General features: G+C 69.4%; 15 protein-coding genes. 7 read left to right on the top strand and 8 right to left on the bottom strand.

Going from position 1 to position 18,202, the window contains the following annotated elements:
• Window positions 1–73 precede the first annotated feature (73 nt).
• From AC04ME_RS16775 to AC04ME_RS16765, 3 genes are all read left to right on the top strand, one after another.
• Window positions 74–832 (top strand): YflT domain-containing protein, encoded by a 759-nt coding sequence (locus tag AC04ME_RS16775; protein WP_079112540.1) that lies wholly within the window; start codon window positions 74–76, stop codon window positions 830–832.
• Between the two features lie 260 nt (window positions 833–1,092).
• Window positions 1,093–1,578, top strand: a complete 486-nt coding sequence (locus tag AC04ME_RS16770) for a magnetosome magnetite crystal formation protein family (RefSeq protein ID WP_475436123.1) — start codon at window positions 1,093–1,095, stop codon at window positions 1,576–1,578.
• A complete protein-coding gene (locus AC04ME_RS16765; RefSeq protein ID WP_475436121.1) occupies window positions 1,578–2,228 on the top strand; it encodes an alpha/beta hydrolase family protein in 651 nt (216 codons plus the stop codon). Before AC04ME_RS16770 ends, AC04ME_RS16765 begins: the two co-directional genes overlap by 1 nt.
• Window positions 2,229–2,403: 175 nt before the next feature.
• On the opposite strand, the gene AC04ME_RS16760 is transcribed toward AC04ME_RS16765, so the two are convergent.
• Genes AC04ME_RS16760 through AC04ME_RS16750 form a run of 3 tightly spaced genes read right to left on the bottom strand, consistent with a single transcriptional unit; the run spans window position 2,404 to window position 5,788 of the window.
• Window positions 2,404–3,297, bottom strand: coding sequence for a phosphotransferase (locus AC04ME_RS16760; RefSeq protein ID WP_475436119.1), 894 nt, complete (start codon window positions 3,295–3,297; stop codon window positions 2,404–2,406).
• 9 nt (window positions 3,298–3,306) lie between these two features.
• Window positions 3,307–4,728, bottom strand: coding sequence for an aminopeptidase P family protein (locus tag AC04ME_RS16755; RefSeq protein WP_079112544.1), 1,422 nt, complete (start codon window positions 4,726–4,728; stop codon window positions 3,307–3,309).
• A gap of 37 nt (window positions 4,729–4,765) precedes the next feature.
• A complete protein-coding gene (locus AC04ME_RS16750; protein ID WP_475436118.1) occupies window positions 4,766–5,788 on the bottom strand; it encodes an endonuclease/exonuclease/phosphatase family protein in 1,023 nt (340 codons plus the stop codon).
• A gap of 87 nt (window positions 5,789–5,875) precedes the next feature.
• Between AC04ME_RS16750 and AC04ME_RS16745 the strand changes: the two genes are divergently transcribed.
• Complete coding sequence (locus AC04ME_RS16745; protein ID WP_042541984.1) at window positions 5,876–6,751, top strand: PHP domain-containing protein; 876 nt, start codon at window positions 5,876–5,878, stop codon at window positions 6,749–6,751.
• A gap of 97 nt (window positions 6,752–6,848) precedes the next feature.
• Here the strand turns inward: AC04ME_RS16745 and AC04ME_RS16740 are convergent, their stop codons facing one another.
• Window positions 6,849–8,372 (bottom strand): DEAD/DEAH box helicase, encoded by a 1,524-nt coding sequence (locus AC04ME_RS16740; RefSeq protein WP_475436116.1) that lies wholly within the window; start codon window positions 8,370–8,372, stop codon window positions 6,849–6,851.
• 167 nt (window positions 8,373–8,539) lie between these two features.
• On the opposite strand from AC04ME_RS16740, the gene AC04ME_RS16735 reads away from it, so the two are divergent.
• The gene (locus AC04ME_RS16735; RefSeq protein ID WP_042542188.1) at window positions 8,540–9,253 is read left to right on the top strand and encodes a ferritin-like fold-containing protein; all 714 of its coding nucleotides are present in this window, start codon (window positions 8,540–8,542) and stop codon (window positions 9,251–9,253) included.
• Here AC04ME_RS16735 and AC04ME_RS16730 read toward each other — a convergent pair.
• The 3 genes from AC04ME_RS16730 to AC04ME_RS16720 form a co-directional block, all read right to left on the bottom strand.
• Window positions 9,250–9,408: a hypothetical protein gene (locus AC04ME_RS16730; RefSeq protein ID WP_197066113.1), complete on the bottom strand. Its 159-nt coding sequence runs from the start codon at window positions 9,406–9,408 to the stop codon at window positions 9,250–9,252. The genes AC04ME_RS16735 and AC04ME_RS16730 overlap by 4 nt on opposite strands.
• Window positions 9,409–9,497: 89 nt before the next feature.
• Complete coding sequence (locus tag AC04ME_RS16725; protein ID WP_475436113.1) at window positions 9,498–9,785, bottom strand: hypothetical protein; 288 nt, start codon at window positions 9,783–9,785, stop codon at window positions 9,498–9,500.
• Between the two features lie 7 nt (window positions 9,786–9,792).
• Complete coding sequence (locus tag AC04ME_RS16720) at window positions 9,793–10,017, bottom strand: DUF3107 domain-containing protein (RefSeq protein WP_042541981.1); 225 nt, start codon at window positions 10,015–10,017, stop codon at window positions 9,793–9,795.
• Window positions 10,018–10,203: 186 nt separating this feature from the next.
• Here AC04ME_RS16720 and AC04ME_RS16715 point away from each other — a divergent pair, with 186 nt between their 5' ends.
• Both AC04ME_RS16715 and AC04ME_RS16710 read left to right on the top strand, forming a co-directional pair.
• Window positions 10,204–13,440, top strand: coding sequence for an ATP-dependent helicase (locus tag AC04ME_RS16715; protein WP_475436111.1), 3,237 nt, complete (start codon window positions 10,204–10,206; stop codon window positions 13,438–13,440).
• The gene (locus AC04ME_RS16710) at window positions 13,437–16,886 is read left to right on the top strand and encodes a UvrD-helicase domain-containing protein (protein ID WP_475436109.1); all 3,450 of its coding nucleotides are present in this window, start codon (window positions 13,437–13,439) and stop codon (window positions 16,884–16,886) included. Before AC04ME_RS16715 ends, AC04ME_RS16710 begins: the two co-directional genes overlap by 4 nt.
• Here AC04ME_RS16710 and AC04ME_RS16705 read toward each other — a convergent pair.
• On the bottom strand, window positions 16,832–18,163 hold the full coding sequence (locus AC04ME_RS16705; protein ID WP_475436107.1) for a phosphotransferase: 1,332 nt from the start codon (window positions 18,161–18,163) through the stop codon (window positions 16,832–16,834). The genes AC04ME_RS16710 and AC04ME_RS16705 overlap by 55 nt on opposite strands.
• Window positions 18,164–18,202: the final 39 nt, after the last annotated feature.

Raw genomic sequence — 18,202 nt, 5'->3', positions numbered from 1 at the left:
CCCGCGGCCCCCGCGGGGCCGCAGCACGACACACTCCCGGCCCTGTCACCACAAGGCATGGAACAATGGCGGGATGAGCATGCTGAACCGTCCAGCCGACAGCCGCGATGAGGGCGAGATCGTCGCCTCCACCCGCGATTACGAAGGCGCCCAGAAGACGGTGTCGAAACTGATCGCCCAGGAGGTGCCGGCCCGAGACATCGCGATCATCGGGCAGAGCGTCCGGACGGTCGAGCGCATCACGGGGCGACTCGGCTATGCCGCCGCGGCACGATCGGGGGCCATCAACGGCGTGCTCATCGGTCTCTTCCTCTCCGCGATCCTCGTGATCGGCAACCCCGAGGTGCCGATCCAGCTCTTCGTCGGGTTCGTCTTCATCGGCGTCGCGCTCGGAATGCTCCTCAGCCTCGTCACCTATGCGATCGTGCGCCGACGCCGCGACTTCGCGAGCGTCACGCAGTTCGCCGCAGACCATTACGAGGTGCGGGTGCAGGCCACGTCACTCGCGAAGGCGCGTCTCGCCCTGGGGGCGGCCAAGCCTGCACCGGTGCGTGCGCCCGTCGATCTGGACGAGCCGCCGAGGTACGGCGAGCGCATCGCTCCGGGTGGCCAGCCCGCTCCTGCGCCTGCGCCTCCGGCAGCGCCTCCCGTCTCGCCAGAGGACCCGACTCCCGGCCCGACCCCGCCGCTCGGTGGACCTGAAGCCGCTCCCGAAGAGCCGACTGTTCCGCCGCGCCCCGCAGATCCGGCCGCACCGCCGGCCGCACCGCCGATCGACACGCCCGACCCCGGCAAGCCCGGCCTCCCGCCCACCTCGGCGGGAACCGTCTGATGTCCGGCGCAGACCGCGCGTCCGACCCGTCGGCGACACCCGCACACCCCGCAGTACCTCCCGTGCCTCCCGTGCCTCCCGTGCCTTCCGCGCCTCCCGCGCAGGGCCCGATTGCACCGGCGCCTGTGTACGGCTACGCGCCGCCGCAGCCTCCGGGATATGCGCAGCAGCCCGCGTCGCAGTCACCGGGGTACGCGCCGCCCGCCGCTCCCGGCCAGGCTCCGGCGCCTCAGCAGCCCGTCGGCTATACCCCGCCGCAGATGCCTCCTTCCCAGGGGCATCCGGCACCCGGCTATCCGGCACAGGGCTATCCGGCACAGGGCTACCCCGCGGGGACCTATCCCGCCGCGGTACCGCCGCGCGGGCTTCTTCCATGGGCTCTCGGCCTTCTGATCCTGATCCCGTTCCCGTTCGTCGGCGGACTCGCATCGGGGATCGCCATGGCCGTCAGCGGCGGGACATCGCGTCGCTTCGGCGGCGTGGCCGGCGAGAACGCTCGGGCGGCCGCGAACTGGGGGCTCACATACCTGCTGGTGTCGACGGTTCTGCTCATCTCGCACTTCGTGATCCTGTTCTCACTCACGGCCGATTCTCCGTCGAGCGGGTTCTACCCCATCGGCATCCCGATCACGATCTACTTCGCGCTGTCGGCCTTCCACGTCGTCCTGGTCATCATGGGCATGGTGAAGGCGTCCGGCGGCAGAGTCATGCGCGTACCGTTCGCGATTCCCTACCTGCGCGCCTGATGGTCGAGATCCTCGTCGATCTGCCCGCCGGACCGGTCGCCATCTCGGCTGACTGGTCGGCAGGGGACAGCGGATCGACCGTGATCGTCGCGCACGGCGCAGGCACCGGCAAAGACCACCCCTTCCTCACCGGCTTCGCCGAAGAGCTCGCCTCCCGTGGACACGCCACGCTGCGCTTCAACTTCCCGTACGTCGAGCAGGGACGCCGGATGCCAGGGCCGGCGACTCATGCGATCGCGACCTGGAACGCCGTGGTCGCGTTCGCGCGTGAGCAGGACCCGGATGCGGCCATCTGGGCGACCGGCAAGTCGTATGGCGGGCGGATGGCGTCGATGGCCGTCGCGCAGGGACTCTCCGTCGACGGTCTCGCGTACCTGGGATACCCGCTGCACGCACCGGGCAAGCCGGAGAAGCCGCGCGCCGAGCACCTTCCGGCCATCAGCGTTCCGCAGCTGTTCATCGAGGGCACGAACGATCCGTTCATCCAGCCGCTGGCGCAGTTCGAGGAGGTCGTCGCAACCTGCCAGGACGCGCGCATCATCTGGATCGACGGCGGCGGTCACACCTTCGAGGTGAAGGGACGCAAGCGCCCCGCATCCGAGATCGGCGCGTCGCTCGCACCCTTCGTCGCGGAGCTCGTGCACCCCTGATGAGGGGTCTGCACCATGTCGAGATCTGGGTGCCCGATCTCGACGAGGCTTCGCGAAGCTGGCACTGGCTGCTTACTCGATTGGGGTTGCAGGCGGCCCGGATCACTACGCCGGGTGGGTCGAGAACGACCAGGGATTCAAAGTCGAGATCGTTGCGGATCCGCCGGCGTAGGCATCACGTGAGCGACATCAGCTCTGCGTCGTCGAGCAGACGGCGCACCGTGGAGAGTCCGAGAGCACTCATCGCGGGACTCGAGTCCTCGTAGTACCAGCCGAGTCCCATCGCCTGCTGCAGCGCCCACCCGGCGCCCCGCTGCCATTCGACATCCGACGCTCCGACGCGCTCGCGCACCATGCATCGGCGAGACGCGTCGAACAGATGCCAGGCGGCGACCAGATCGAGAGCGCGATCAGCAGGGCCGAATCCGCCGCCGTCGAGGACGCCCACAACGCGATCGCCCGCGACCAGCAGGTTGAACGGGGTGAGATCGCAGTGGCTCATCACATCCTGACCGGAGCGCGGCAGATCGCGCAGAGCCCGCCACAGTCGTCGCACCCGGGCCGGATCGACCAGATGAGCGCTTCTCTCGATGCAGAGTGCGACCCACTCGTCGTGATCTGTGAGGACGCCACCACGCCCCTGACCGTCGAACTCGCGCCCGCGCACATCGGCGGCCCGTAGCGACGCGATCAGCGCGGCGACGTCGAGCGCCAGGGCATCAGAAGTCGCGTGAAGGTCTCGGCACGCTGTGTCGCCAGGCACCCATGTCTGCACCGACCATGCGGATGGATACTCTGCCGTCGGCATGCCGATGCCGAGAGAGCGGGGCGAAGGCACCGCGCAGACGTCTGCGAGCTCCTCCATCGCCGCGGCCTCAGCAGCGAGTGCCTCTGCCGATTCGACGACGAGGGGGAACCGCGCCGCGAACTCGTCGCCGATCCGGGTGATCGTGTTCACGGTGCCCGCGGTGCGTATGCGCTCGACCGGCAGGTGGGCGAGCGCGGGAAACCGCTGCGCGATCAGTCGCGCAGCGGTCTCCTCCGTGAGTGCGAGCTCGCCCTCGTGCATGCAGCGGGCTCAGCTCTGGATGCGAGCGATCCAGGCCTCGACCTCGTCGGCGGTGCGGGGGATGTCGGCGGACAGATTGATCGGACCGTCCTGCGTCATCAGGATGTCGTCCTCGAGGCGCACGCCGATGCCGCGGTACTCCGCGGGCACGGTGAGGTCGTCGATCTGGAAGTACAGGCCGGGCTCGATCGTGAACACCATGCCGGGCGCGAGGATGCCGTCGTAGTACATCTCTCGACGGGCCTGAGCGCAATCGTGCACATCGATGCCCAGATGGTGCGACGTGCCGTGCACCATGTAGCGACGGTGCTGTCCGCCGGCATCTGCGTCCAGCGCCTCCTGCGCGGTCACCGGCAGCAGGCCCCATTCGGCGACGCGGGCGGCGATCACGCGCATGGCGGCCTCGTGCACCTCGCGGAACCGCACGCCGATCCGTGCCGCGGCGAAGGCGGCGTCCGCAGCCTCGCGCACGGTCTCATAGACCCGGCGCTGGACCTCGCTGAAGGTGCCGGAGACGGGGAGAGTGCGGGTGATGTCCGCGGTGTAGAGGCTGTCGGCTTCGACGCCCGCGTCGACGAGGATCAGATCGCCGGGGACCACGGTGCCGTCGTTGCGGGTCCAATGCAGGTAGCAGGCGTGGGGACCCGATGCGGCGATCGTGTCGTACCCCTCGCCGTTGCCGTCTTCGCGGGCGCGGCGATGGAAGACGCCCTCGACGACCCGTTCGCCCCGAGCGTGCGCGATCGCGTCGGGGAGCGAACGGATGACGTCTTCGAAGCCCTGGGCGGTGATGTCGACGGCACGGCGCATCTCGGCGATCTCGTACTCGTCCTTGACGAGACGAAGCTCCGAGACGAACCGGGTAAGGTCGGCGTCCTCGTCGAGCACGAGTTCGCCGTCAGCGCTCGTGAACTCCGCGAGGTGCTCGGTCGCGACATCGAGGTCTGCGGCGACCCCGGCGAGCGAGGGGCGCGGGCCGATCCAGAACTCCCCGACGGTGGCATCCGCGTAGAACTCGGTCGTGGTGCGGTCCGCGCGCTCGCGGAAATACAGCGTGACGTCGTGGCCCGAGTCGGTGGGATCGAACACGAGGATCGAGTCGGGCTCGGCGTCCGATGCCCAGCCGGTGAGGTGTGCGAAGGCCGAGTGGGCGCGGTACGGATAGTCGGTGTCGTTGCTGCGCTGCTTGAGCGACCCGGCAGGAATGACCACGCGCTTGCCGGGGAATGCTGCCGAGACGGCTGCGCGGCGCACGGCAGCGAACGGCGCCTGTGCGCGGGGCGCGGGGATCGACTCGGGGCGCTCGGCCCATCCGGTCGAGATCGTGTCGAGGAACCCGCGGGGGAAGGGCTGCTTCCGGTTCGTGGTGGTGGCTTCGACGGGAGTCTCGGTCGTCGGCTCTGCGATCGTGTCGCGTTCTGCGGTGCTCATCCCTCCAGTCTGTCACCTGCGTGACGACTGCGGGATGTCAGCCTGCGGGCTCGAGCTGCACGACCAGGCCGCGGTGATCGCTGCCACCCCCGCCTCCGATCACGACCGATCCGGTCGCCGTCCAGCTGGGCGATGCCATGACGTGGTCGATCGGCGTGCTCAGCAGCGCCGGCAGCGAGCTCGGCCAGGTTCCGCTGAAGCCGTTGCCCGATCGGGTCGCTGCGTCGCGGCAGTAGCCCATGTCGCCGCCGTCGACCCCGAGGCCCGCCATGTGGTCGATCGTCGCGTTGAAATCTCCGGCGAGGATGAAGTCGCCCGCGGGGCACTGATCGGCGATCCAGCGCAGATCGCTCTGCCACTGCGCCATGTCGTCCATGCGCGGTGCGACGGCATGCACGGCGACGATGGCCGGACCTGCGCCATCGACCGGCATCAGCACCGCACTGGGAACCGAGCCGGTGTTGTTCGAACCGTCTTCCGACGACGCGATCACGGAGTACTCGCCGAGGTCGGGGGATACCAGAACGGTCGTGTGCCACGATTTCGGGCCGTCGACGACGTCGGGTTTGAACTGCACGTGGTGCACCCACATCGGGTGGTCCTGATCACGCAGCAGCACAGCGACCTGTTCGCCGACCTCCTCCGTGGTCTCGGGGAGCGCGACGATATCGGCGCCTCGATCGAGGATCTCGCGGGCGATCTCCTCGGCTGACACCTCGTCGCCGGCGGTGTTCCAGGTGAGCACGCGGAGGCTCGACTCGGTGGGGGCGGGGAGCGTGTCTGCGCCGAATCCGCGCAGGAAGCCGATGGCTCCGGTCGCCCCAGCTCCGAGCAGCGCGACGATCAGGACCGATGCCGCGAAGCCACGCAACGGCTTGGCGAGGAGGAGAAGCAGTGACAGCGCGGCGATGACGAGGAATGCTGCGAGCACGACTCCACGGGCGGCGACGATCTGAGCGAAGGGGAACGTCTGCTCGAGATGGAAGAACTGAGGCCACACCACGACTGCCGTCGCGATCGCGAACAGCACGGTGAAGAGGATCCCCAGTAGTCGAAACATCCCCACCAGCCTAGAAGTCCCCCCTGTGAAGTCCCTAGAGCGACGGCATGCGCGACCGGCGTCCGCGGTCGTCGGTACGCTCGGAGCATGGCCTCCGCTCCCTCACGCCGTTTCGCCGGTCCGTCCGACCTGCACATGCACTCCAATCACTCGGACGGTACAGAGACGCCCGCTGAGGTCGTGCGCCAGGCGCACGCGTACGGCTTGCGCACCGTGGCGCTGACCGACCACGACCGCAGCACCGGGTGGGACGAGGCGGCAGCGGCCACCGCAGGACTGGGGATGACGTTCATCCCCGGCATGGAGCTCTCGGCGAAGCACGAATGGCGCAGCGTGCACGTGCTCGGCTACCTGTTCGACCCGCTCGACGAGGCGCTCACAGCCGAGACCGATCGGATCCGGGGCGATCGGATCGGCCGAGCAGAGAGGATCGTCCGCAGCATCGGTCGCGACTACGACCTCGACTGGGACGACGTCCTCGCCCAGACCACGCTCGACGCGACGGTCGGCCGCCCGCACATCGCCGACGCTCTCGTCGCTCGGGGAATCGTCCGCGATCGCACCGAGGCGTTCGACGGGATCCTGCATCCGCGTGAGGGCTACTACGAGCCGCACTACGCTCCGGATCCGCTCACCGCGGTGCGTCTGATCACGGATGCCGGGGGAGTGGCGATCATCGCGCACCCCGCGACCGTCGGTCGCGACCATATGATGCCCCTGCACTTCATCGAGCAGCTGATCGCCGCCGGTCTGGGCGGTTTCGAGATCGACCACCGCGAGAACACCGCGTCGGGCAAGAAGGCGCTGCATGCGATCGCGGCGAAGCACGACCTGATCATCACGGGCTCGAGCGACTACCACGGCACCGGAAAACCGAACCTGCCGGGCGAGAACACGACCTCCGACGAGATGGTGCAGCGGCTCATCGAGCGCGCGAGCGGAACCGCGCCGCGGTACGCCTGACGCCGGGCGTTCCGTCGACCGCTTGGTGCGGTGTGCCCGGGGAGACGGCAGAGGGGGCGGATGCCGCTGCTGCAGCATCCGCCCCCTCTGAGGTCGATCAGGCGCCGGAGACCGGAGCCGCTCCCGCTCCGCCCGAACCGCCGCGACGACGACGGCGACGGCGCGCCGGAGCCGGCTTGCCGTCGTGGTGCTCCTTGCCTGCGCCGTCGTGGGTGCCGGCGCCTTCGGCACTGCGGTCGGCTGACGTCGTGGACTGCGAGTCGCCGGCGGGCGCCTCGGAGGCGCCTTCTGCGAACGTGGAACCCACCGGGGTCGAACCGCCCCGACGACGCCGACGGCGACGGGTGCCGCCCTCGTCGGTGCCCTCTGCTGCCACGTCTGCTGCACGCTCGGGGCGCGGAGCCCGCTCGGTCTTCACCGACTGCGTCTTGGGCGCAGAGACCAGACGGCCCTTCGTGCCGGCGGGGATGTCGAGGTCTTCGAACAGGTGCGGGCTGGACGAGTACGTCTCGGTGGGTTCGGGCTGGCCGAACTCGAGGGCGCGGTTGATCAGCGCCCACTTGTGCAGGTCCTCCCAGTCGACGAACGTCACGGCGATACCGGTCTTGCCCGCCCGACCGGTGCGGCCGACGCGGTGCAGGTACGTCTTGTCCTCGTCGGGGATCGTGTGGTTGATCACGTGGGTGACGTCATCGACGTCGATGCCGCGGGCGGCGACGTCGGTCGCGACCAGCACATCACGCTTGCCGGCCTTGAAGGCCGCCATCGAGCGCTCGCGCTGATCCTGGCCCATGTCGCCGTGCACGCCGCCGACGTTGAATCCGCGGTCGGAGAGCTCGTCGACCAGGCGCTGCGCGGCACGCTTGGTGCGCGTGAAGATGACGGTCTTGCCGCGGCCTTCGGCCTGCAGGATGCGCGCGATGATCTCGTCCTTGTCGAGCGAGTGAGCCCGGTAGACGAGGTGCTTGATGTTCGCCTGGGTGAGGCCCTCGTCGGGGTCGCTGGCACGGATGTGGATGGGGTTCGACATGAACCGACGAGCGAGCGCGACGATCGGGCCGGGCATGGTCGCCGAGAACAGCTGCGTGTGCCGCACCGCGGGGACCTTCTGGAAGATCTTCTCGATGTCGGCGAGGAAGCCGAGGTCGAGCATCTTGTCGGCCTCGTCGAGCACGACCTCGGTCGCGTTCGACAGATCGAGAAGGCGCTGGCCGGCGAGGTCGATCAGACGACCCGGCGTGCCGACGACGATCTGCGCGCCGGCCTTGAGCTGGTCGATCTGACCCTCGTAGGCCTTGCCGCCGTAGATCGCGACGACGCTGGTCGAGCGGTTGCTCGTGAGCAGGTCGATGTCTTCGTACACCTGCACCGCGAGCTCGCGGGTGGGAACGACGATGAGCGCCTTGACGCCGTGCTCGGGGTTGAGCCCCAGTCGCTGCACGACAGGGATGCCGAATCCGAAGGTCTTGCCGGTGCCGGTCTTGGCCTGGCCGATGATGTCCTGGCCGGGGAGGCCGAGGGGGATGGTCTGCTCCTGAATGGGGAAGGCGTCGACGATGCCCTTGGCGGCGAGTGCGTCGATGATGTCCTGATCGATTCCGAGATCAGCGAAGGTTGTCAATGTTCAGAGTGCCTGTCCGGCGACCTGCGAGGATCGCCACGTTCACGGATCCACGCCGTCTTTGTGCCACAGGCGCGGGCCCCGCTCCGACGGCGGGGACACCGACAGCCTACCCGAGGGGGTGGCGGCGCCCGGAAGGCCCCTCTCGTCCGAGTATTGTGAACCCCGTGGTGAACTGGTTCTGGAAGCGAAGGACGCCCCGGCGCACACTGACGTTGCGCAGTCGAGGGGATCAAGGCGCGGCGACGCGCGTCGACTTCGCCGAACTCGCGCCGGAGCTGCCACGATTCCTCGGACAGGCCGCGTACCTGCAGCTGGGCTACTTCGAGACGCTCACCCGACTGATCAGGGCGACGCCCGAGCTCTCCGAGAAGGAATCCCTGTCTCGCGCGGCCGGCGCCGCTCTCACGAAGCATCGGGCAATCGTCGACCTGATCGCCGAGCGCGGTGACGATCCGACGCAGCTCATGCTCCCGTTCCGCGAGAACCTTGATGCATTCCGTCGCAAGACGATCGGGGCGCGTCCACGTGAGACGCTGCTGGCCGTCTACATCACCGCAGGGATGCTCGACGACTTCTACTTCGCGCTCGCCTCGAGCTACGGAGAGACCGGCGAGCGGGTGGCAGCCATCCTGGGCGAGGACGACGCCCGTCACGAGATCGTCGCGATCATCCAGGAGACCATCGACGGCGACGGGGAGTGGCGATCGCTCCTGTCGATGTGGGCGCGCCGCCTGGTCGGCGACACGATCCTGGTGTGCCGTTCAGCCCTGCGTCAGCCCGAACTCGCCGCCATGAGCGAAGACCGCGTCGAGCTGGTCTACACCGAGCTGATGGGCGCGCACGCGCGTCGCATGGACGCGATGGGGCTGGCCTCCTAGCCCGCAGCGGTCTGCGTGCGCATCCGCTCGAGCCGCCGGGTCAGACGCCAGGCGACGACGGCGGGGACTGCGCCCACCACGCCGAACGAGATGTCGATGAGCTGCCAGCCGAGCGGGATGCCCCGGATGCTGCCGGCGATGAGCGCGAGCGGCACGACATGACACCGCTGACCACGAGGCCGAGCATCAGCACGCCGACGCTGACGCGGATCCACCGCAGCGTGCGACGCTCGCTCACGAATGCTCAGATGCCGAGCGCGGCCCTGGCCGATGCGTCCGACCGACGGCGCGACGCGACGATCGCGACCGTGAGGCCTGCGGCGACCGCGACGGATCCGACGATGCTCGCGAGCCACAGCCAGATGCTGTCCTCTCCGACGCCCAGCCACTGCATGCCCGTATAGAAGAGCGCGGCGAGGGCCGTGGCCATCGCGGGCGTCAGTGCGACCCCGCGCAGCTCCCGGCCACCGATCGTGTAGTGGGCCGCGATGCCGAGCGCGCACGCTCCGACGAGAGCGAGGAGGATGTACATCGTGGCGTCAGGCGAAGAAGCCGACGCGACGAGACTCCTCGGTGCCGAGCTCGATGTACGCGAGGTTCGCGGTCGGAACCAGGTAGGAGTTGCCCTTCACATCGGCGAAGCTCAGGTGAGAGGTGTTCTGCTCGAGAGCCGAGGAGACCTGTGCGCGGACCTCGTCCGCGCTCGAAGCGGTCTCGAAGCTGAGCTCGCGGCCGGTGTTGATGATGCCGATGCGGATTTCCACGCGTACTCCTGTATTCCAGTCGACGATGCTGTGGTCGAGTCGACCTCGGGGGTCGACGACTGCGCCCAACTCTACCGGGCGGCGAGACGACGGGATCCGCCGATCGGGTGGGTTTCGCCCTGAGCGCACAGCGTCGTGAGACGGCGGCGGGCGGCGATGTCCGTGCGCCGCAGTAGCGTGGAGGACATGACAGAGGACGCCGCGCAGAACGCCGTGATCGGCGCAGAGGTGTCGGCATCCGGTGTCATCATCGGGGCGCCCGGAACGGGCAAGACCCGCACCCTCACCGAGCGTGTGGTGCATCTGCTCGACACCGTCGGGATGCGCCCCGAGCAGCTCCTCGTCCTCACGCCGAGCAGGCAGGCGGCCACCGCGTTGCGCGACCGCATCGGAGTCAGAATCGGTCAGGCCACCCCCGGCCCGCTGGCCAGGTCGCTCGGATCGTTCGCCTTCCAGGTCGTGCGCGGAGCGATGGTGCGCGCAGGAGCAGAGCCGCCGGCCCTGCTGACAGGGGCGGACCAGGACCGTCTGATCGCCGAGCTGCTCGCGGGCGATGCGGAAGACGAGCGCATCGTATGGCCGCAGGCGCTGAGCCCCGCGGTTCGCGCATCGAAGGGCTTCCGTTCCGAGCTTCGTGCGTTCCTCGCCGAGTGCGTCGAGCTCGGCGCGCAGCCCGGGGAGCTGCGCGCGGCCGACGATGCGGCCTGGTCGGCCGTCGCCGACTTCCTCGTCGAGTACCGCGCGGTGCTCGATCTGGCGCGGGCATCCCACCGTGACGCCGCAGATCTGCTCGCCGAGGCGCGCACGATCCTGCAGACGGCCGAGTCGACTGTCCTGGGGCCCCTCGCGGATCTCAGGGTGGTGCTGATCGACGACGCGCAGGAGCTGACACGTGGCGGGATCGCGATGGTCGAGGCGCTGCGCGCGCGAGGCACGGCAGTGCTCGCGTTCGGCGACCCTGACATCTCCTCCGGAGCCTTCCGCGGTGCGAGCCCGGAGCTGTTCGCTCAGCTCGCCGCCGCGCTCGGCGAGGTGCACGTCCTCGACAGGCCCCATCGGGAGGCGCCCGCTCTCACCGCGCTCACCCGCACCGTCACTCAGGCGATCGGGGCGTCGGGCCGCATCGACCACCGACGCGCCCCCCAACCGCTCGACGCACAGGAATCAGGCGCCCCCACCGACGTCAGCACCTTCATCGCGCCGTCGCCGCACGAAGAGCTCGACCGCATCGCCGGCGTCATGCGCGAATGGCATCTCACAGACGGTGTTCCGTGGGATCGCATCGCGGTGATCGCGCACGACACCCGGCAGGTGACGCACCTCGAGTCCGAGCTCGCGGCACGCGAGATCCCGACGAGAGCCGCGGGTGTGCAGCGGCCCCTCGGCTCCGAGCCGATCGTGCGCGACATCGTCGGCATCGTGCGCCTGGCCCTCACCGCACCTGACGACCGGACCTCCCAGGACTGGGAGGAGGCGCTCCGCACTCCTTTCGGCGGCATGGATGCGATCGGTCTCCGGCGTCTGCGGGCACGTCTGCGTCATATCGAGCTCGACCTCGGCGGGTCCACGCCGGCTCGGGAGCTGCTGCGCCAGGCGCTGGCCGCGCCCGACCACTTCACTCTCATCGATGCGCAGGAATCCCGCCTGGCCGCGCGCTTCGCCTCGACCATCGCCGAGGTGGCCTCCGCGGCGGCTGACGGCGAGACGATCCACGATCTTCTGTGGCGGGTCTGGGATCAGTCCAGGGCAGTCGACGGGCGCAAGCTCCAGGTCGCGTGGCGCGAGATGTCGCTGCAGCCCAGCGGTGCGGAGACCGCGAGAGCCCTCGACGCCCTCGTCTCCCTGTTCGGTGCGGCGAAGCGGTTCGTCGAACGCACCCCGAATGAGAAGCCCGAGGTGTTCGTGCGCGACATCCTCGACAGTGAGGTGCCCGAAGACTCCCTGTCGAGTCCCGATCGGCCGGGACGGGTGACCCTGCTCACACCTGCGACAGCGCTCGGCACCGAGTTCGACGCCGTCGTGGTGGCCGGAGTGCAGGACGGCATCTGGCCGAACGTGCGTCTGCGCGGCGGGATGCTGCAGACCTGGCGCCTCGCCGATGCGCTGCTCGCCGCCCGCACCGGAACCGTCGAGCACCCGCCCGAGACCCTCGACCGGCGCCGCGCGGCACTCCACGACGAACTGCGGCTCTTCGTGCGCGCGATCTCTCGCTCGCGCCGCCGGCTCCTGGTCACCGCGGTCGACGACGACGACCTGATGCCCAGCCCGTTCTTCGGTTTCCTCCCGCCGCCCGATCCGCCCGAGCTGCATGCATCGGCGGAGCATCCGCTCACGTTGCGCGGGCTCGTCGCCCGTCATCGCCGGGTGCTGACGACCTCGACCTCCCCGGCCGCGCGAGAGCACGCGTCCGCGCAGCTGGCGGTGCTCGCGAGAGAGGGCGTGCCGGGCGCGGACCCGTCCGAGTGGTACGGCGTGGCTCCGCCGACGACCGACGCCCCACTGCACGACCTCGCGGTCGATGCCGCTCGGGTGTCGCCGTCACGCATGGAATCGTTCGAGGAATGCGAGCTGAACTGGGCGGTCTCCGCGCTCGGCGGCGACACCGTGATGCCGCCGTCGGCGGGTATCGGCACCATCATCCATGAAGCGATGGAGCAGGTGCCCGACGGGGAACTGGATCGCCTTCGCGACGTTCTGGCCGAGCACTGGCCCGAGCTCGACTTCGAGACGGCCTGGATCGGCAGGAAAGAGCGTCGTCGAGCCGACCTGTACATCGATCGACTGCACAGCTATCTCTCGGACGTGGCAGAGGAAGGCGGTCGCGTGATCGCCGGGGAGGTCGAGTTCCGATTCGCGGTCGAGGTTCCGGAGGAGATCGGCGTCCCGCCTGCTGTCCGCCCGGTGAGCACCGAACCGGACGACCCCCACCCGCACCACGCGATCGTCCACGGTTTCATCGACAGGGTCGAGGCGTACACCGCCGGGGGCGGGGAGCATGCGAAGGCCCGAGGGCAGAGATGGACGCGTATGGCCGATGCGCAGGGAGGAGAACGCGTCGTGGTGGTCGATCTGAAGACCGGCAAGTACGAGCCGGAGAGCGAGCAGAAGGTCGCAGACCACGCGCAGCTCGCCGCATACCAGGTGGCTGTGCAAGAGGGGCTCATCGAGGGAGCGGATCCGGCGGCGCTGGCCGGAGCGCGGCTCGTGCTGGTCGCCAAGACCCTTGCCGGGAGCGATTTCCGCGTCGCACACCAGCACACCCTCGCCGGCGAAGAGCGGGTGCAGTTCCTCGGACGCATCGCCGAGGCCGCGCGAGGCATGTCGGCGTCCAGCTTCACCGCGCACGTCGAGGCGCACTGCGCAGACACCCAATGGCGGGTCCAGCCGTGCCGCATCCACACCGTCGCCGCGGTGAGCGCGTGACTGCGTGGACGGGAGCGGGGCACGGGATCTCTGCACTGGACGTCGCCGCCGCTCTCGGCCTCCCGGCGCCCACGGAGGCGCAGCAGAGGGTGATCGAATCGCCACCCGCACCTGCGCTCGTGGTCGCGGGAGCGGGCAGCGGCAAGACCGAGACGATGGCCGGTCGCGTCGTCTGGCTCGTCGCGAACGGGCACGTGCGCCGCGATCAGATTCTCGGGCTGACCTTCACCCGCAAGGCCGCCGGTGAGCTCGCCGAGCGGATCGGCGCCAGGCTGGCGCTCATCGACGAATACGGAAGAAGGGGGCTGCTGCCGCACCTTCCCGAGATCGTGGCGAGCCACGCTCTCGATCGCGTGTCGAAAGCAGCGAACGGCCGTCAGCGCGAGGTCGTCCGATCGCAGGTGCTCGATGAACTCGCCCAGCGCTTCGGCACCGCGGGCGACTCGGCCCCCCTGTCGGCCGAGGACCTGCTGATCCGTCCGAAGGTGTCGACGTACAACGCATTCGCAGACGGCATCGTGCGCGAGCACGCGGCGCGCATCGGCCGCGAGTCCGACGTCGCGATGCTCAGTCAGGCGGCGTCCTGGATGCTGGTGCGCGACGTCGTGCTGCGCGCCGACCTCCCCGAGCTGGAACAGATAGACCGATCTGTGGCGGGAGTGGTCGATGCGGTGCAGAGGCTGGCCGGTGACTCGCTCGACCACAGGGTCGACCTCGACCGCGCGGACCGGATCGCGCTGCGTCAGGCCGAGGCGTTCGAGCCGTACTCGAGCAATGCGGATGTCGCGACCGCGGTGGCGAATCTTCGCGCTCTTCCCGCTCTGTCGGTGCTGGTCCGCGACTACATCGCCGAGAAGGAACGACGTGGTGTGCTGGACTTCGCCGACCAGGTGAGCGGCGCCTACGACATCGTCGAGTCGTCACCCGATGTGCGCGAAGATCTCCGACAGCAGCATCAGGTCGTGCTGCTCGACGAGTACCAGGACACCTCTGTGATCCAGACGCAGTTCCTCGCACGGCTCTTCCGAGACTCCGCCGTGATGGCGGTGGGCGATCCCCACCAGTCGATCTACGGATGGCGAGGCGCCAGCGCCGACAACCTGCACGCCTTCGCGCGGACCTTCTCCGAGCAGGAGACCGTCGGGAACTACAGTCTGATGACGAGCTGGCGCAACGACCGGAGCATCCTCGGCGTCGCCAACCGCATCCTCGGTCCGCTTCGCAGACCTGGGCTGGACGTGCCGCCCCTCGAGGCCCGCCCGGGTGCGGGCCCCGGGGCGGTCGAGGTGGATTTCCCGCTCACGGTCGATGAGGAAGCGCGCGCGGTCGCCGAGTGGTTCGCCGCGCGTCGTGCAGCACACGACGACCCAGCCAAGCCGCACACCGGGGCGGTGCTGTTCAGGTCGAAGCGCCACATGCAGACCTTCGCGGCAGCCCTGGCCGCGCAGGGCATTCCCCACCGGATCCTCGGCCTCGGTGGTCTCCTGGCCACGCCCGAGGTGGTCGATGTCGTCTCGACACTGCGGGTGCTGCACGATCCCACCGCCGGCTCAGCTCTGATCAGACTCCTCGTCGGCCCTCGCTTCTCGGTCGGGGTCGCCGACATGGCCGCGCTGCAGGGGCTTGCAGCGGAGCTCTCGCGGAGAGACAGCGGTCTGCTGCCGTTGGACGACGAACTCCGAAAGCGCATCCGCGCGTCACGAGGCGCGGACGAGGCGCTGTCCATCATCGACGCCGTCGATGTGCTCCGCGGCCTCAGCGATGACTATCGCCTTCTGTCGGGCATCACACCGGAGGGTCGCTCTCGCATACGCGCAGCGGGGGAGATGCTCGAACGTCTTCGCAGAGCCTCGTCGCTGCCGCTTCCCGACATGCTGAGGCTCATCGAGCTCGAACTGCGTCTGGACATCGAGCTCGCTGCGAACGAGACGAGGGGGCCGGCTCGTATCGCCGCCACCCAGCTGCGTGCGTTCACCGACGAGGTCAGGTCGTTCCTCGCCGCCGACGAGCGCGGGACGATCTCGAGCCTCCTCGCCTGGCTCGAGAAGGCCGAGAGCACGGATGAACTGGTGCCGCGCCCGGAGCCGCCGGAGCCGGGAGTGGTTCAGCTTCTGACCGTCCACGGTTCCAAAGGCCTGGAATGGGATGCGGTCGCCGTGGTGCGCATGGTCGAGGGGGAACTGCCGTCGCGACCGACGGACACCTCGGGGTGGTTCGGCTTCGGGGTGCTGCCCTTCGCGTTGCGCGGCGACAGCGCGGCGCTGCCGACGTTCAGTTGGATCGCCCCCTCTGACGAGGAGCTCGATCCGGCCAAGCGGCTGAAGGCCGGGATCGCATCTCTGACGAGCAAGAGCAAGACGGCGCCGGGCGCGATCACCGTCTTCAAGGACTCCTATCGCGAGTATCAGCAAGAGGAGGAGCGCCGACTGGCCTACGTCGCCGTCACCAGGGCGCGCAGCCACCTGCTCCTGACCGGAGCGCACTGGGCGGGGCAGAAGCAGCCGAAGGCGCCGAGCCCGTACCTGATCGAGGCCATGGAGGTGCTCGGTCGCAGGCCGATCGAGCCCGTGGATCCTGACGAGAACCCCTATGAAGGTCCGGGCGCCACGCTCACCTGGCCGCTCGACCCACTCGGTGCTCGGCGAGGCATCGTCGAGTCCGCGGCCGCAGCTGTGCGCGCTGCCGCCGAGGGCGACCCTGTGGCCTCCCCGGAGCTGGTCCGTCTGCTCGCCGAGCGTGCCGCTCGACTGCACGGCGTCGATGCGCCACCCCCGACTCGCGTGCCCGCTTCCCGCTTCAAGGACTACGTCACCGACTTCGCCGGCACGGTGTCTTCCCTCGTCCGCCCGATGCCCGAGCGACCCTATCGGCAGACTCGCCTGGGCACGCTGTTCCATGCCTGGGTCGAGCGGCGCAGCGAACTGGTCGGCGTGGGCCAGCGCGTCGACGAGGCACTCTGGGAGGTAGACGAAGACGACCTCTCCTTCGGCGAGAGCGCAGGCGGAGCGGAGGTGTCGTCAGCCGACGCCGCAGACCTCTCGACTCTGCAGGAGATCTTCGAGGCCAGCGAGTGGGGATCCCTCAAGCCCATCGCGGTCGAGATCGAGATCGACTTCGCGCTGGGTGGCGGCGCGCTGCCGGGCGATGAGGGCCATATCGTCATCTGCAAGCTCGATGCGGTCTACCGACGCGAGGACCGGGGCGGGCGCATCGAGATCGTGGACTGGAAGACGGGCAAGGCCCCGCGCACACCCCAGGAGCGGGAAGAGCGGATGCTGCAGCTCGCGCTGTATCGCCTCGCCTACCATCGCCGATTCGGCGTGCCGCTCGACGAGATCGATGTCGCGCTCTACTACGTCGCAGACGACCTCGTCATCCGCGGTGACCGGGTCTACTCCGAGCCGGAGCTCTTCCAGCGCTGGAGCGCTGCTCGGGCGGCCCGCTGAGCTTCATCTTCCGGCGACCCCTCGTCGGAGCCATCCGCCTTCTTGGGCTTGTCGGCATGATGAGCATCGCCGGTCGTGCGCTGCTCCGCACCGCGGTCTTCCGAGAGCTGGTCGCGCACCCCGGACAGGTCCTCGGTCTCGAGGCCACCCACCTGGAGGCGATGGGCGGCATCCGCCGTCTCACTGAGATCGCTCGTGCTCTGGGCGTCGCTGTCGTCGCGCCAGAGGTCGTCCGGGTTGTACGCGTCGGTCTGCATCGATGTGTCGACCCCGGAGACGGCGCTCGACGGAACCCGGTCGAGCGCATCGAGAGCAGACTCGACACCCTCGTTGCGCGATGCGATCACGCCGAGATCGTCGCTGTGCAGTCCGTCTGCGAGCGCCTCGAGGAGAGCGGCGGCATCGTCGACGATGTCGGGTCGGTGCAGCGAGTCCCCATGCACCAGCCAGCGGGCGAACTCGAGCTCGGCGAGCAGCCGAGCGCGCACCTCGAGTGCTGCGTCCGGGCCGCGATCGGCGGCACGAGCATACGACGCGTGGACGTCATCTGCGGCATCAGGGGCGGTCGACAGCCACGAGAGGTCGATCGCCGGGTCGCCCACAGCCAGCGAATGCCACCCGACGAGTCCGGTGACCTCGGGGCCGAGCTCCGGGTCGTCGCGGAAGATGAACGAGGTGGACTGCACTCCACCCAGCACGACCGTCGATTCGAAACGCCAGAGGTCGTCGTCGGCGATGGCGTCGCGCCACCTCACCGTGAGTCGAGCGGGGACGCGCCCGGTCGATGCGGCGGCGTCGACGAGTCGAGCGAGTTCGTCGCGACTCTCCTGAGCAGACCGTGTGGTCAGACCGGCGCCGCGCACGACCGACGTGGGGAGCGCGTGGACGGCGGCGATCGCCGCGCCCATCGATTCGGCGGCGCCCCGGCCCGCTGGCACCATCGCGGCTTCGATCTGGAAACCGGGCAGCAGCTCGGTCACCAGTGCGTGTGCGTCCGCCAGCCGGGTCTCGCCGATGTACTCGGGAGCTCTGAAGGGCAGCATCGCCCGCGCACCGGCCGTCAGCGCTCTGAGGGCGAGGGCCTCGGCGGCGAGCTCCCGAGAGGTCTCGTCGTCGTCTGCCACGCGGATCGCGAGCTCGCGTCCGTCGGCGAGCGTGGCGACGGCGGAGTCGAAGCGGCCGTCGCCGTCGGCACTGAGCGCGCGCGCCCCGGTCACCTCGGCGCCGGGCAGTGCGGCAGTCACCGCCGCGGCTAGAGTGAATGGAGAGCGTCCCATGCCTCCAGGGTAGGTGGACGTAGGGGCGGTCCCGCTTCC

It is taken from the genome of Microbacterium sp. LjRoot205, from assembly GCF_056175745.1.
Note: the sequence above shows the minus strand (reverse complement) of the source record. Positions and strands in the feature narration are given on the sequence as shown.

Excerpts from the sequence above, each read along its gene's own strand:
- AC04ME_RS16755 (WP_079112544.1), bottom strand. The coding sequence starts at position 4,728 with ATGAGCACCGCAGAACGCGACACGATCGCAGAGCCGACGACCGAGACT.
- AC04ME_RS16770 (WP_475436123.1), top strand. The coding sequence starts at position 1,093 with ATGCCTCCTTCCCAGGGGCATCCGGCACCCGGCTATCCGGCACAGGGC.
- AC04ME_RS16715 (WP_475436111.1), top strand. The coding sequence starts at position 10,204 with ATGACAGAGGACGCCGCGCAGAACGCCGTGATCGGCGCAGAGGTGTCG.
- AC04ME_RS16705 (WP_475436107.1), bottom strand. The coding sequence starts at position 18,163 with ATGGGACGCTCTCCATTCACTCTAGCCGCGGCGGTGACTGCCGCACTG.
- AC04ME_RS16760 (WP_475436119.1), bottom strand. The coding sequence starts at position 3,297 with ATGCACGAGGGCGAGCTCGCACTCACGGAGGAGACCGCTGCGCGACTG.
- AC04ME_RS16765 (WP_475436121.1), top strand. The coding sequence starts at position 1,578 with ATGGTCGAGATCCTCGTCGATCTGCCCGCCGGACCGGTCGCCATCTCG.
- AC04ME_RS16745 (WP_042541984.1), top strand. The coding sequence starts at position 5,876 with ATGGCCTCCGCTCCCTCACGCCGTTTCGCCGGTCCGTCCGACCTGCAC.
- AC04ME_RS16750 (WP_475436118.1), bottom strand. The coding sequence starts at position 5,788 with ATGTTTCGACTACTGGGGATCCTCTTCACCGTGCTGTTCGCGATCGCG.
- AC04ME_RS16725 (WP_475436113.1), bottom strand. The coding sequence starts at position 9,785 with ATGTACATCCTCCTCGCTCTCGTCGGAGCGTGCGCGCTCGGCATCGCG.
- AC04ME_RS16775 (WP_079112540.1), top strand. The coding sequence starts at position 74 with ATGAGCATGCTGAACCGTCCAGCCGACAGCCGCGATGAGGGCGAGATC.